This window comes from Streptomyces sp. S.PNR 29 (assembly GCF_030386795.1).
In the GTDB taxonomy this organism is placed as follows: domain Bacteria; phylum Actinomycetota; class Actinomycetes; order Streptomycetales; family Streptomycetaceae; genus Streptomyces.
In genome coordinates this window covers 120,344-133,785 of sequence record NZ_JANUQM010000002.1, presented here as the reverse complement: position 1 = coordinate 133,785, position 13,442 = coordinate 120,344, and the positions used below count along the sequence as shown (strand labels likewise).

Genomic DNA, 13,442 nt, shown 5'->3' with positions numbered 1-13,442 from the left:
TGCTCCGACGGGACTACGCCAGCCGGATCACGTTCCAGGACAGCGGCTCCAGGACGGCCTTCAGCGTGCCGTTCTGGAGGGCCGTGCCCTCGACCGTGTGCGGGGTGACCCGCTCGGGGTCGTCGAGGGTGTTGCGGGCGTCCGGGTCGGCGTCGGCGAGCGCGCTGTGCTCGACGACCGACGTGAGGTCGAGGCCGTTCAGGGCCACCTCCAGCGGCAGCGGCCCGGTGCGGCTGCGGTTGACGGCGAAGACGGTGACCGAGCCGTCCTCGGCGCGTACGGCGGTGGCGTGCAGCAGGTCGGCCTCGCCGTACTTCTCCGTCTCGTACGTCGGCGAGTCCACGCGGACGTCGAGGACCTGGCCGCGCCCGTACTTGGCGGCCTGCGCGAACGGGAAGAACGTCGTCTGCCGCCACGCCGGGCCGCCCGGCTCGGTCATGATCGGGGCGATGACGTTGACGAGCTGGGCGAGGCAGGCGACCGTGACGCGGTCGGCGTGCCGGAGCAGGGCGATCAGGAGCGAGCCGAAGACGACCGCGTCCATGACGCTGTAGTTGTCCTCCAGGAGGCGGGGGGCCTCCGGCCAGTCGTCGGGGGTGAAGGTCTTGGCGTGCTGCTCCCAGCGGGAGAGGTACCAGACGTTCCACTCGTCGAAGGAGAGGTTGATCTTCTTCTTGGACTTCAGCCGGGCGCCGATGTGGTCGCAGGTCGCGACCACGTTGTCGATGAACGACTCCATGTCGACGGCGGAGGCGAGGAAGGAGTCCACGTCACCGTCGACCGGCTCGTAGTAGGCGTGCAGGGAGATGTAGTCGACCAGGTCGTACGTCTCCTGCAGCACCTTCGCCTCCCACTCGGCGAAGGTGGGCATGCCCTGGCCGGACGAGCCGCAGGCGACGAGTTCGACCCCCGGGTCGATCTGCCGCATGGCGCGGGCCGTCTCGGCGGCGATGCGGCCGTATTCCTCGGCGGTCTTGTGGCCGGTCTGCCAGGGGCCGTCCATCTCGTTGCCGAGGCACCACAGGCGGATGCCGAAGGGGTCCTTGTCGCCGTGGGCGGCCCGGAGGTCGGACAGGGCCGTACCCGAAGGATGGTTGGCGTACTCCTGGAGTTCCAGGGCCTCGGCCACCCCGCGCGTGCCGAGGTTGACCGCCATCATCGGTTCGGCCTGGGGGCCGATCTTCCTCAGGAAGCCGATGTATTCGGAGAGGCCGAAGCGGTTGGTCTCCGTCGAGTGCCAGGCGAGGTCGAGGCGGCGGGGGCGGTCCTCGACGGGGCCGACCGAGTCCTCCCACTTGTAGCCGGAGACGAAGTTGCCGCCGGGGTAGCGGATGGCGGTGACGCCGAGTTCGCGGACCAGGTCGAGGACGTCCGTGCGGATGCCTTCGGCGTCTGCGGTGGGGTGGTCCGGTTCGAAGATGCCGGTGTAGACGCAGCGGCCGAGGTGTTCGACGAAGGAGCCGAAGAGACGGGGGTCGACCTCGCCGATGGTGAAGGCGGGGTCGAGGGTGAAGCGAGCGGTGTGCATGTTCGCCTTTCGATGTGGGCGTTCTGAATCGTTGGCGGCTGCGGGTCACATGAGGCTGGTCGGGCAGGTCCCCGCGCCCCTAAGGCAGGCTCGGCCAGCCGTCGGCTTTCCAGCCCAGCCTGTTCAGGCCCAGCTTCGGGGTGCCGTTGTCCTCCGCGTCGTAGTAGTGGTACGCCAGCCAGTCCTTGCCCTTGTCGCGGAAGACCGACTCGCCGCCCGTGCCGACGTAGCGGCCGTGGCCGGCCAGCAGGAGGTCGCCGCCGCCTTCCAGGAGGGGCTTTCCGGTGCTGTCCACGTACGGCCCGGTCACCTTCGTCGACCTGCCGACCCTGATCTTGTACGTGGAGTTCACGCCCTGACAGCAGGCGTCGTAGCTCGCGAACAGGTAGTAGTAGCGGCCGTGTTTCACGATGGACGGGCCCTCGACGGCGTACGGGGCGTCCGGGCGGGTGGCCAGGTGGTGGACCGTGGCGCCCGGGATCGCCTTGCCGGTCTTCGGGTTCAGTTCGACCATGCGGATGCCGGTCCAGTAGGAGCCGAAGGACATCCACAGCTTGCCGTCGGCGCGCACGATCGCCGGGTCGATGGCGTTCCAGGGGTCGGTCTTCTCGGAGGTGAAGACCTTGCCGTGGTCGGTCCAGGTGCCGGGCATGCCGGTGCGGGAGGTGGCCACGCCGATCGCGGAGTGGTTGGTGCCCCAGGAGGAGACGGCGTAGTAGAGCCAGTACCGGCCGTCCCGGTAGGAGAGGTCGGGGGCCCAGGGGTCGGCCTTGTCGTTGTACTCGTACCACCAGCCGGGCGGTTCGGTGAAGGCGTTGCCCGCGTCGTCCCACCGGCGCATGTCCGTCGACAGGCGGGCGCCGATGATGCCGCCGGTGGAGTAGGCGACGTACCGGCCGTTCTTGAGGTGGTGGACGGTCGGGTCGTGGATGATCTGCTGGCCGGTGAGGGGGAGGGGGTCGGGGTAGGTGGTGTCCGCCCGGGCCGTGGCCGGCAGCAGGGCGAGGACGGCGGCGAGGGTCGCCGCGAGTCCGAGGCGCTTCATGCGTGCAGCTCCTTGTCGTCGGTCACTGGCCCGCGAGGCCGGTGTGCGCGACACCCGCCACGATCTGGCGCTGGAAGAAGACGAAGACGATGATCAGCGGCAGACCCGCCATGAGGCCGCCGGCCATGAGCTGGGCCCACTGGATGCCGTAGGAGTTCATGACGGTCGCGATGCCGTTCGGCATGGTCATCAGGTCGGGGTTGTTGGTCACCATGTAGGGCCACAGGAAGTTGTTCCACGAGGCGATGAAGGTGAAGATGCCGACCGCGGCGAGGGAGGGGCGCGACAGGGGGAGGACGATGGTGAAGAAGACCCGCCAGCGTCCGGCACCGTCGATGAAGGCGGCCTCCTCCAGCTCGCGCGGGATGCCCTGGAAGAACTTGTAGAGGATGTAGACCATCGCTGCGGGCGCGCACTGCGGCAGGATCATGCCCCAGTACGTGTCGACCATGCCCATCTGCTGGACGGTGGTGAACAGCGGGACGCCGAGGACGGCGGGCGAGATCATCAGGCCGGCCATGACCAGGCCCAGCAGGAGGCCCTTGCCGCGGAACTCCGTGCGGGCGAAGCCGTATCCGGCGAGTGCGCTCACCAGCAGCACCACGGTCGTCACGCAGACGGAGACGACCAGGGAGTTGACGAACCAGTTGGTGATGTTGCCGGTCTCGAACAGGGCCTTCCAGGCCTGGCCCGTCCAGTCCTCGGGCAGCCAGTGCGGCGGCACCTCGACGGCCTCGGTCTCCGACTTCAGCGAGGTGAACAGGCCCCAGGCGAACGGGGCCAGGAAGACGGCGGAGACCGCCGTGCCGAGGAGGGTGAGGATGATCTGGCTGGGGGTCCAGGGCCTGCGGGGCTTGACGCGGATGTCCGCTGCGGTGGTCATCGGGCGGCCTCCTCACGGTTGCGCAGCAGCCACATCCGGGCGAGGGCGACGGCCGCGATGATCACGAAGAAGATGACGGAGATCGCGGAGGCGTAGCCCACGCGGTAGCTGGTGAAGCCCTCTTCGAGGGTGTACTGGACGAAGGTGCGGGTCGCTTCCTCCGGTCCGGGGCCGAAGTCCATCATCACGACGGCCTGGTCGAAGACCTGGAGCGAGGCGAGGATCTGCAGGGCGATGACGAGGCCGGTGATGTTGCGCAGCATCGGCAGGGTGATGTGGACCATGCGGTGCCAGGCGTTGGCGCCGTCCAGTTTGGCGGCCTCGTAGAGGTGGCCGGGGATGCCCTGGAGCGCGGCGAGGTAGAGCAGGAAGCTGAAGCCGACGGTCCACCACAGGGTTTCGATGACGATGGCGAGCATCGCGTACGCCTTGTCGGTCAGCCAGGGTGTGTCGATCCCGAAGACGTAATTGACCATGCCGGTACCCGGGTTGAACAACCACTGCCACAGGTTGCCCGCGACCGTCGACGGCAGCAGGAACGGGGCGAAGAAGCACAGCCGCCACAGCCACTTGCCGCGCTCGATGTGGTGGGCGAGCATCGCGAGGAGGAAGGCGAGGACGGTGATGCAGGGCACGACCAGGAGCGTGAAGTACGCGCTGTGGCCGAGGGCGTCCCACATCAGCGGGTCCTTGAGGGCCTCTCGGTAGTTGTCGAGGCCTACGAAGCTCTCGCCCTGGCCCGTGATGTTGGCGTCCGTGAAGCTGAGGTAGATGCCACGCAGCAGCGGCCAGATCACGAACAGCGTGAACAGGGCGAGGAACGGGGCGACGAACCAGCCGCCGTGCTGCAGGCCCTGCTTGCGGCGGAGGGTGGCGCTGCCGGCGGCGGTCTTCGCACGTGCGGGTGCGGCGATGGTCTGGGCGCTGGTCGCCGTCATGCGGCCGCACCTCCTTCTGCGGCGGTGTGGCCGTCCATGGGGTTCTTCATGGTGAGCAGCTGGGTGAGCGCGCCCTTCATCCGGCGGGCGGCGGCCTCGGGCCCCGCGGAGCCCATCGTCGAGGAGACGACGATCGGGCCGACGCGCTGGGCGAGGATGCCGGTGGAGCCCGCGAACCACACCTTCGGCTCGGTGGCCTGGTGGTTCATGGCCGATACGTACTCGTTCTGCGGGTACAGCTTCCGGTACGCGGCTGTCGACAGGGTCGGCGTGTACGCGGGGATGTGGCCGCCCGCCGCCCACTGCTGGGCGTGGGTGACCACGTAGGCGGCGAGTTGGTGGGCGGCATCGTTCGTGGCGCCGCCGCGGCCGGACTGGTGCGGCAGGACGAAGGAGTGCGACTCGGCGTGGGTGGCCGGCTTGCCGAAGACGGGCGGCAGCGGGGTCGCGCCGTAGTCGAGCTTCGCTCCGGAGAAGACCGGCACCGACCAGTTGCCCTCCCAGGTGAAGGGCGCGCCGTTGATGAACTGTTCGCCGTCGGCGGCACCCGCGATGGAGTAGCCGTCGGTGATGTGCTGCCGCAGGAACTCCAGGACCTGGACGGCCTTGTCCGTGTCGAAGGTGACCTCGGTGTCGGCGTCGTTGAACCAGGTGCCGCCGAGCTGGGTGTAGAAGGCGACGAAGAACCACCACATGAAGTTCTGGTCGTTGGCGTGCAGGCCCAGTACCTGGAGCCCGTTCTTGGTGGCCTTCTTGGCCTCCTTGAGGACGTCGAACCACTCGCTGGTCGACGTCACGGGCACGATCCGCCCGTCGTCGCCGAGCAGTCCGGCCTTCTTCAGGACGTCCTTGCGGTAGAAGCAGAGCTGGACGTGGATGTCGAGCGGGAGGGCGTAGAGCTTGCCGTCGATGACGCCGCGCTGCCACAGCCTGGGGTTGAAGTCCTGTTCCCGTACGCCGTACTTGGCGAGCAGGCCGACGTCCCAGGGGTCCAGGAGGCGGCCGGGCGCGAAGCCGGTGACCCGGCCCAGGTGCATGACGCCCAGGTCGGGTGCGCGGTTGCCCGCGGCCGCCATGGCGAGCTTGGTGTAGAAGGGGTTGCCCCACTGGAGTGTGGAGTCCTTCACCGCGATGTCCGGGTGGGCCTTACGGAAGCCGTCCAGCATCGCGATCATGTTGTAGCCGTCGCCGCCGCTGAAGAGGTTCCAGTACCGCACCCGGGTGCGTGCGCTGGAGGCGAGCGCGTCGGCGCCCGTGCCCAGGGCCGCGAAGCCGAAGCTGCCCGCTACCGCGAGGCCGCCCGCCGCGGCCAGTAGTTGCCTGCGATTCAGGTCAGGTCGTCCCATGCCCTGCCCTCACATCCGAAGCCAGATTGTTCGATATTTCGGATTGTGCTCGTAAAGCCGAACGGGACCGTACGTTTGCAGCGCTGCAACGTCAATGGTTCGGACGGAACTTTGAGAAACCGCGATCACCGATCGTGCGCTTCCGGGTCGTTTCGGGTTGAACGAACCGTCATGGGACCGCATGACGGGGACAGTTGCGGACGCGTACTCTCGAACAAGCTGCCGCGGGGCGGCGAGAAGGGGGTGCGATGGATTTCGCGGGCGCGCCGAAGCGGGCGGCCCGGGCCGTCCCGGCGTCCCCGGACCCCGGCGGAGCGGCCCGGTGACGCAGGCTGTCGGTTACCGGGCGTTGAGTCCGGCCGGGTTCTTCAGCGAGTTCTACACCTCCTTCTGGTGGATCCCGGCCGGGGTGCTGGCCGCCGCGCTGGCGATCAAGTTGCCGACGATCATCCGGCTGTGGAAGGACCCGCTGCTGCGGGCCGTCGGCGGGCTGCTGCTGCTCGCCTGCGCGGTGTTCGTGTTCGTCGCGCCCTCGACCATCGCCTGGGTCAACCGGGTCACGGGCGTGCCGAACATCTCGGCGCCGTGGGTGTACTCCCTGCTGACCGCCTTCTGCGGCTCCTGTCTGCTGCTGATCATCGCCTGGCGCAACGGCCTGTCCGACCGCTCGGCGTCCACCCGCCGTGCCACGCGCTGGGTGGTCTCCGTCTACGCGGGGGTGATCGTCGCGCTGTGGGTGCTGTTCGCCCTCGCGGACGCGCCCGTGGAGCGGCTGCGGGACCTGGACACGTACTACGCCAACACGCCGTTCATGCGCGAGGAGATCCTGCTCTACCTGCTCGCGCACACCACGGCCGCCCTGATCATCTCGAAGCTGATCTGGAACTGGGTCCGCACCGAAGGGCTCGACGCCTGGCTGCGCTGGGGCCTGAAGTTCCTGGGCGCCGGCTACGCGCTGAACCTGGTCTTCGACGCCGCCAAGCTCACCGCCGTGGTGGCCCGCTGGACCGGCCACGACCTGGACTGGCTCAACATGACCGTGGCGCCGACCGTGGCCTGCATGTCCGCCGTCCTGATCGCGGTCGGCTTCATCCTGCCGCACGCCGGCCAGTACCTGCACGAACGCTGGCGGCTCCGGCTCGCCCACCACGAACTGCGGCCGCTGTACCTGCTGATGCGGACGGTGGAGGGCGGCGGCGTCCCGCTCGTGCTGCGCGCCAGCCCGGAACTGCGCCTGACCCGCCGCGAGACGTTCATCCGGGACGTACTGCTGCCGCTGGCCCAGCACATCGACGAGGACCTGCGCCGGCGGTCGTACGAGGCCGCCCTCGGCCTCGGGCACCCGCCGCAGCAGGCGAAGGCGCTCGCGGCGGCGGTGGCGATCCTGGACGCCGTGGACGCCCGGCTCGGCGGGCGCGAGGGCGACGGCGCCGAGGACCGCGACACCACGGAGCTGCTGCGGGAGATCGGAGCCGTGTCCCGGGTGCTGCGCCACCCCGACGCCGTCCGGGCGGTGCGCACACGTGCCCAGGCCCCGGACGGCACTGTGGCGGTCGGTGATTGAACGCGGAGCTGGCTGAAGCCTCAACCGTCTTGGCATAGTGCACGGGTGACCGCGCGGCGCCCAGGCGAGCAAGGGGAGAACGGTGCGAACGAGCAAGGAGATGCGTCGCCTCGCCGACACCCTCATCGATCCCATACGGGTTCCGGTTCCCGTCGACCCGGAGGTGCTGTTCGAGGCGCTCGTCGAATCCGTCAGCGCGTGGCGGGGCCGCGAGGTCGCCGTCCACCGGGCCGCCTTCCCGCCCCACACCGCCAGCGGGCTGTGGCTTGAGCGCGACACGCACGACGACGTCGTGGTCGACCAGCGTGCCGCCGTATGGCACCAGATCGTGATCCTCTGTCACGAGGTGTGGCACATGTACCGGCAGCAGAGCAGCGCACCGCCCGAAGCCGACGGTGAGCTCCCCCGGCTCGTCGCCGCCCGCACCGACTTCAGCCTCGCCGAGGAACAGGAGGCGGACCGCTTCGGCATGCTGATGGGCCGTCGGCTGCGCACCTGGCTGGAGGCCTCGGCGGACTCCGCTCTGGCGGCGCGGGGCGACGACGCACAGGACCTCGCCGGACGCATCGGCGCCGCGCTCGACTACCGCGGGACCCGAAGATGAGCGGTCTGATCAACTACATCAGCTGTGCCGTGCTGTGGCTCGGCCTGGTGGTGAAGGCGCCGGATCTGATACGGCACCGGCAGGACCCCTACCTGCGCGCCATCTGCGCGGTGCTGGGCCTGGCCGGCCTGTGCTTCTTCCTCGGCGCCCCGCCCACGGTCGGGGCCGTCAACCGCCTCAGCGGCGTGCCCAACCTCGCCGCGCCGCTGACGTACGCGTCGATCACCGCCTACAGCGCAGCCTCCCAGGTGCTGATCGTCTACTGGCGGGGCGGGCCGCGGGTGCACCGGACCGCCCGCCGCTGGATCTGGGCCTACGCGCTGGTCGTCCTCGGTATCGCCCTCATGTTCGCCCTGGGCGACGCGCCCGTGGAACGCCGCACCGATCTGGACACCTATTACGCGACCACGCCGTTCATCGCCGAGATGATCGTGCTGTACCTGGTCGGGCACCTCGCCGCCGTCAGCGTCACCACGGTGTCCTCGCTGCGCTGGGCCCGTCAGGTACGGGGCCGGCTGCGCGTGGGCCTGACGGTGCTGGGGATCGGGACGCTGTGCAACGCCGGGTACAGCGTGACCAAACTGGCCGCCGTGACAGCCCGCTGGTGCGGGCGGGACTGGTCGGCGCTCGGCACGGACGTCTCCCCGGCCGCGGCCGGGCTGGGCGCCCTGATGACGGTCGTGGGCGTCCTGATCCCGCTGGTGGGGCCCCGGGTGACGCAGTGGCAGGAGTCCCGGCGGACGTACGTGCGCCTCGAACCGCTGGAGCGGGAACTGGACGACGTCCTCACCCGCCGCTCCCTGCGGCTGCCCAGGCCGCGCCTCTCCTCCCCCACCACCCGGCTGGTGTGGCGGCAGACCAGCATCCACAACGGACTGAGCTACCTGGACGCCTACTTCGACCGGCACCTGTACGACCGGACCCAGGAGGCCGCGCTGCGGGCCACCGGCGACCCGGAGCGGGCCGGGGCCACCGCGTGGGCCGCCGTGATCGTCGCGGCCGTCCGGGACGAGGCCGGCCAGGGGCGGAGCGCGCCGCCTCTCGACGAGGCCGACCGGCTCCCGGACCGGGTGCCGGGGCCGGACGCGCTCGTGCGGATCGCCGACGCGCTGGCCACCTCGCCCCTCGTCGCCGCCGCCCGGGTACCCCGCGGCACCACCACGACGGGCACGGCATGAACCGGACGCCGACCGAACGGAGTTCTGGGGCATGAACCCCGTCGTCTACCTGGCCGCCGCGGTGCTGGCGTTGTCCGCCGCGCTGCTGCTGCGCCGGCCGAGCACCGCCCTGCGCAATCCGCTGACCCTGTCCACCGTGGTCGCGATCGTCCTCGGCGCGGTGGTCTTCGTGTGCTCGGCTCCGCTGACCCTGGCCGCCGTCAACGACCTCACCGGCATTCCCAACTTCGGTGCCCCGCTGACGTACGGCATGCTCTCCGCGTACAGCTGCTCGCTGCTCATCCTGCTGATCAACTGGCGGGGCGGTCCCCGGGCGCGGATCAGACGCATGACGCTGCGCAGCATCGCCGCCTACGGCCTGCTGATCGTCGCCATCGTGGTGCTGTTCGTGCGCGCGGACGCGCACACCGAGCGGCTCACCGATCTCGACACGTACTACGCGAACACGCCGTACATGCGGGAGATGATCCTGCTCTACCTGCTCGGGCACAGCGCGGCGACCCTGGTGATGTGCGCGGTGTGCCTGAAGTGGGCCCGCGAGGTCACCGGCCTGCTCAGGACCGGACTGCGGCTGATCCTGCTCGGCGCGGCGCTGGACGTGGTGGGTTTCCAGTTCGCCAAGTACACCGCGGTGATGGCGCGTTGGGCGGGCCACGACCTCGACTTCCTCTCCACGAGCGTCGCGCCGCCCATGGCCTCGCTCGGCGCGCTGATCTGCTCCGCCGGCTTCGTGCTGCCACGGCTGCTGCCGACGGCCGTCGCGCACTGGCGGGGGCTGCGCGACTACCGGCGGCTGGGACCGCTGTGGCTGCTCGTGCGGTTCGCGTCCACCGCCCCGAAGCCGCCCGCCGCGTGGTGGCAGCTTCCCCAGGCGCGGCTGCAGTGGCGTGAGGTGTCCATCCATGACGCCCTGCTGGCGCTCGCCCCGTACTTCGACGACAAGGTCCGCGAGCGGGCCCGGGACGCCGCCCTGCGCGCGGGCCGCTCCGCCCACGAGGCGCGCCTCGCCGCGGAGGCGGTCATGCTCGCCGACGCCGCACGCCGCGCCGCCGCCCGGGAGGAACCCGCCGACGGCCCGAGCACGTACCGCCTCCACGCCACGGAGGTCTGCGGCACGAGCGGACTGGTCGAGCTGGCACAGGCGTTGGCGCTGTCGCCCGCAGCCACCGCCGTACGTGAAGGTACGGTGAAGGCCTCCCATGGCTGGACCCATGGCTGATTCCGAGGAGCCCCATGTCGCGTAGAGCTGTCGTCATCGGTGCCGGGCTGGCCGGCATGCTGGCCGCGGCGGCCCTGTCCACGGCCGTGGACGAAGTGATCGTGCTGGACCGTGACGACCTGCCCGACGGCCCGGAGCACCGCAGGGGCCTGCCGCAGGGCCGCCACGCGCACCTGCTGATGGCCGGGGGCCTGGACGCCATGGAGGACCTCGTGCCGGGCGTGAGCATGCGGGAGCACCTGCTCGCCGCCGGCGCCCGCGAGATATCCCTCAGCTCGGGCATGGTCGCCCTCACCCCCGAGGGCTGGTTCCGGCGCTGGCGTCGGGAGGGGCCCCGCATGATGACCTGCAGCCGGGCGCTGCTGGACTGGGCGGTACGGGTCGCCGTGCTGGCGGGGACGGGGGTCGAGCTCCGCAAGGCGCGGGCGCTGGAACTGACGGGCACGGCGAGGCGCGTCCGCGGCGTACGGGTCTCGACGACCGCCGGTGAAACGGCACTCGACGCCGATCTCGTCGTCGACGCGAGTGGACGCGGGTCGCGGGTCATGACGTGGCTGGCCGCGCTCGGGGTGTCCGGCATCCGCGAACGGACCGTCGACTCCGGCCTCGTCAACGCCACCCGCGTCTACCGCACGCCCGAGGGCGCCGAACGGTTTCCGCTGACGATCGTGCAGGCCAACCCGTACGTGTCGCGGCCGGGCCGCAGCGGGATGGTGCTGCCCATCGAGGGCGGCCGCTGGATGGTCAGCCTCGCCGGCACGCGGGGCGGCGAGCCGCCGGCCGACCCGGACGGCTTCCTGCGCTACACCCTCGACCTGCCGGACCCCATCGTGGGCCGCCTGATCTCCGGCGCCGAACCCCTCACCGACGTGCACATCAGCCGCAGCACCAGCAACGTCCGGCGCTATCTGGAGAAGGCCCCGCACTGGCCCGAGGGGTTCGTCGTCCTCGGCGACGCGCTGGCCACGTTCAACCCGGCCTACGGGCAGGGCATGTCGGTGGCCGCGCTCGGCGCCCGGGTGCTCGCCCGGGAGCTGCGGCGCACCGATCCGGCCGCGCCCCGGCTCGCCCGCCGCGTGCAGCGCGGGGCCGCCCGGTCGGTCGACGCGGCCTGGGCCATGGCGGTCAGCCAGGACGTCCTCTATCCCGGGGTGCGTGGCGGACGGCCGAGCACCGCCGACCGCCTCGTCACCGCGTACACGCGCCGCGTGATGAAGGCGGCCACCGGCTCCTACGGCGCGGCCGCCGCCGTGTGGGACCTGACCAGCCTGCGCACGGGCCCGGAACGCCTGCTCCGGCCGGGCGCCGTCCTGGCCACGCTCACCGGCTCTGCCCTCCCGCCGGCGACGGAGCCGCCGTTGACAGCGGCCGAACGGACGCTGCTGCGGACGCTGGACCGCACCGGCGGTTAGGCGCCGGGTGCTGCACCGAGAGGGGCGCCCGGCGTTCGCCGCGCGCCCCCGCCGCACCCGCACAGACCGCCGCGGGCACCCGCGCCCGTCAGCCCGCGAACACCGCCTGCGGCAGCCCCTTGCCCGCGCCCGGCACCACCAGCAAGGAGCCGGAGAGCGGAGGCGGGGTGTCGAGCCCCACGCGGGCGGTCGTGATGTACAGGTCGGTCAGCTCGGCGCCACCGAAGGCGCACGCCGTGACCAGCGGAACCGGCAGCTCGATCACCCGGTCCAGCACCCCGGCCGGGGTGTAGCGCCGCACCGCCGCGCCCTGCCACAGCGCCACCCACACGCACCCGTCGGCATCGACCGTGAGGCCGTCGGGGAAACCGGCGCCCTCCTCGATCTCGGCCAGGGGGCGACGGCCCGAGATCTGCCCGCCGTCGTAGTCGAAGACGTCGATACGGCGGGTCGGCGAGTCGATGTAGTACATCAGCCGCCCGTCGGGGCTCCAGCCGGTGCCGTTGCTCACCGCCACGTCGTCGAGAACCGTCCGCACGCTCCCGTCACCGGTGAGGCGGGACAACGTGCCGCCGCCCGGTGCCTCGTCGTAGCGCATGGTGCCCGCCCACAGTGAGCCGTCGGGGGCGACGGCGGCGTCGTTGGCCCGGCGGCCGGGAACGGGCTCGTGGTGCAGCCAGCGGAAGCCGCCGTCGGGGTCGAGCAGCCCCACGCCGTCCCGCAGGTTCAGCACCAGCCCGCCACCCGCGCGCGGCTTCGCGGCACCCACGTGCTGCTCGGTCGTACGGACCGTCCGGCGCCCGGAGACGGGGTCGTAGGTGTGGATGCGGGAGCCCAGGATGTCGATCCAGACGAGCCGCCCGGCCTCCGCGTCCCACGTCGGCCCCTCGCCGAGGGTCGCCTCCGCCCGTACCGCAACCTCGTACGTCGTCATCGTCACCCCACACTCCGGTGGCCGAGACGCTCCGACAGCTCAGCGGCGCCCTTGGCGGCGAGCTGCTCCAGTTCGGCGCGGCGGTCGTCGCTCCAGCGGATCATCGGTACGGAGATGGACAGCGCGGCGACGACCTGCCCCGTACGGTCGCGGACCGGGGCGGCCACGCAGGAGACGTCCGGGTTGGACTCACGGCTCTCGACCGCGATGCCCCGCTCCCGGATCTCGGTCAGGGCCTCGCGCAGGGCCCCGGGGTCGGTGATGCTGTTGGGAGTCATCCCGACGAGCTCGGCGCTGTCGGGGATGCGCGCGGTGAGCTCCTGCTCGGGAAGGGAGGCCAACAGCATCTTGCCGACGGACGTGCAGTGGGCGGGCAGCCTGCGGCCGGCCGCCGACACCATGCGCACGGCGTGCGTGGAGTCGACCTTGGCGATGTAGATGACGTCGGTGTCCTCCAGGATCGCCACGTGCACGGTCTCGTCGCAGGTCTCGGCGACGGACCGGGCGACCTGCTGGCCCTCGGCGGCGAGGTCGAGCTGCTCGGCGTAGCGCGCACCGAGCTGGTACGGCCGGACGCCGAGCCGGTAGCGTCCGGGCTGGCCGGGCACGGGGATGATGTACTTCCGGGCGGCGAGGGTGGTGACCAGCTCGTGCACGGTGGTGCGCGGCAGCTGCAGCTTGCGCACGATGTCGGGGGCGGAGAGCGTCCCGTCCCCGTCCAGGAAGAGCTCGAGAATGTCGAGAGCCCGGGTCACGGCTGGTACGAGGCGTCCCATGTCCGGCCCCCTCCC

Annotated in this window: 12 protein-coding genes; 5 read left to right on the top strand and 7 right to left on the bottom strand. The window is 71.1% G+C overall.

Going from position 1 to position 13,442, the window contains the following annotated elements:
- Window positions 1-13: 13 nt before the first annotated feature.
- The 5 genes from NW895_RS05220 to NW895_RS05200 all read right to left on the bottom strand — a co-directional run bounded on the left by NW895_RS05220 (window position 14) and on the right by NW895_RS05200 (window position 5,740).
- Window positions 14-1,528 carry an alpha-N-arabinofuranosidase gene (locus NW895_RS05220; protein ID WP_289934084.1) on the bottom strand — a complete coding sequence of 505 codons (1,515 nt, stop codon included), beginning with the start codon at window positions 1,526-1,528 and terminating at the stop codon, window positions 14-16.
- Between the two features lie 79 nt (window positions 1,529-1,607).
- A complete protein-coding gene (locus NW895_RS05215; RefSeq protein WP_289934083.1) occupies window positions 1,608-2,573 on the bottom strand; it encodes an arabinan endo-1,5-alpha-L-arabinosidase in 966 nt (321 codons plus the stop codon).
- Between the two features lie 22 nt (window positions 2,574-2,595).
- On the bottom strand, window positions 2,596-3,456 hold the full coding sequence (locus NW895_RS05210; protein ID WP_289934082.1) for a carbohydrate ABC transporter permease: 861 nt from the start codon (window positions 3,454-3,456) through the stop codon (window positions 2,596-2,598).
- Complete coding sequence (locus NW895_RS05205) at window positions 3,453-4,394, bottom strand: sugar ABC transporter permease (protein ID WP_289934081.1); 942 nt, start codon at window positions 4,392-4,394, stop codon at window positions 3,453-3,455. The genes NW895_RS05210 and NW895_RS05205 overlap by 4 nt, the downstream gene beginning before the upstream one ends.
- The gene (locus NW895_RS05200; RefSeq protein ID WP_289934080.1) at window positions 4,391-5,740 is read right to left on the bottom strand and encodes an extracellular solute-binding protein; all 1,350 of its coding nucleotides are present in this window, start codon (window positions 5,738-5,740) and stop codon (window positions 4,391-4,393) included. Before NW895_RS05200 ends, NW895_RS05205 begins: the two co-directional genes overlap by 4 nt.
- Before the next feature lie 322 nt (window positions 5,741-6,062).
- Between NW895_RS05200 and NW895_RS05195 the strand changes: the two genes are divergently transcribed.
- The 5 genes from NW895_RS05195 (at window position 6,063) to NW895_RS05175 (ending at window position 11,717) form a co-directional block, all read left to right on the top strand.
- Window positions 6,063-7,304, top strand: a complete 1,242-nt coding sequence (locus NW895_RS05195) for an MAB_1171c family putative transporter (protein ID WP_289934079.1) — start codon at window positions 6,063-6,065, stop codon at window positions 7,302-7,304.
- Between the two features lie 82 nt (window positions 7,305-7,386).
- A complete protein-coding gene (locus NW895_RS05190; protein ID WP_289934078.1) occupies window positions 7,387-7,908 on the top strand; it encodes a toxin in 522 nt (173 codons plus the stop codon).
- Window positions 7,905-9,086, top strand: a complete 1,182-nt coding sequence (locus NW895_RS05185) for an MAB_1171c family putative transporter (protein ID WP_289934077.1) — start codon at window positions 7,905-7,907, stop codon at window positions 9,084-9,086. Before NW895_RS05190 ends, NW895_RS05185 begins: the two co-directional genes overlap by 4 nt.
- A 31-nt stretch (window positions 9,087-9,117) precedes the next feature.
- The gene (locus NW895_RS05180) at window positions 9,118-10,305 is read left to right on the top strand and encodes an MAB_1171c family putative transporter (RefSeq protein ID WP_289934075.1); all 1,188 of its coding nucleotides are present in this window, start codon (window positions 9,118-9,120) and stop codon (window positions 10,303-10,305) included.
- Window positions 10,306-10,319: 14 nt separating this feature from the next.
- Window positions 10,320-11,717, top strand: a complete 1,398-nt coding sequence (locus tag NW895_RS05175; protein ID WP_289934074.1) for an FAD-dependent monooxygenase — start codon at window positions 10,320-10,322, stop codon at window positions 11,715-11,717.
- An 88-nt stretch (window positions 11,718-11,805) separates the two neighbouring features.
- Here NW895_RS05175 and NW895_RS05170 read toward each other — a convergent pair whose 3' ends face one another.
- Complete coding sequence (locus NW895_RS05170) at window positions 11,806-12,651, bottom strand: SMP-30/gluconolactonase/LRE family protein (protein ID WP_289934073.1); 846 nt, start codon at window positions 12,649-12,651, stop codon at window positions 11,806-11,808.
- Window positions 12,652-12,653: 2 nt separating this feature from the next.
- Complete coding sequence (locus NW895_RS05165; RefSeq protein WP_289934072.1) at window positions 12,654-13,427, bottom strand: IclR family transcriptional regulator; 774 nt, start codon at window positions 13,425-13,427, stop codon at window positions 12,654-12,656.
- Window positions 13,428-13,442 lie beyond the last annotated feature (15 nt).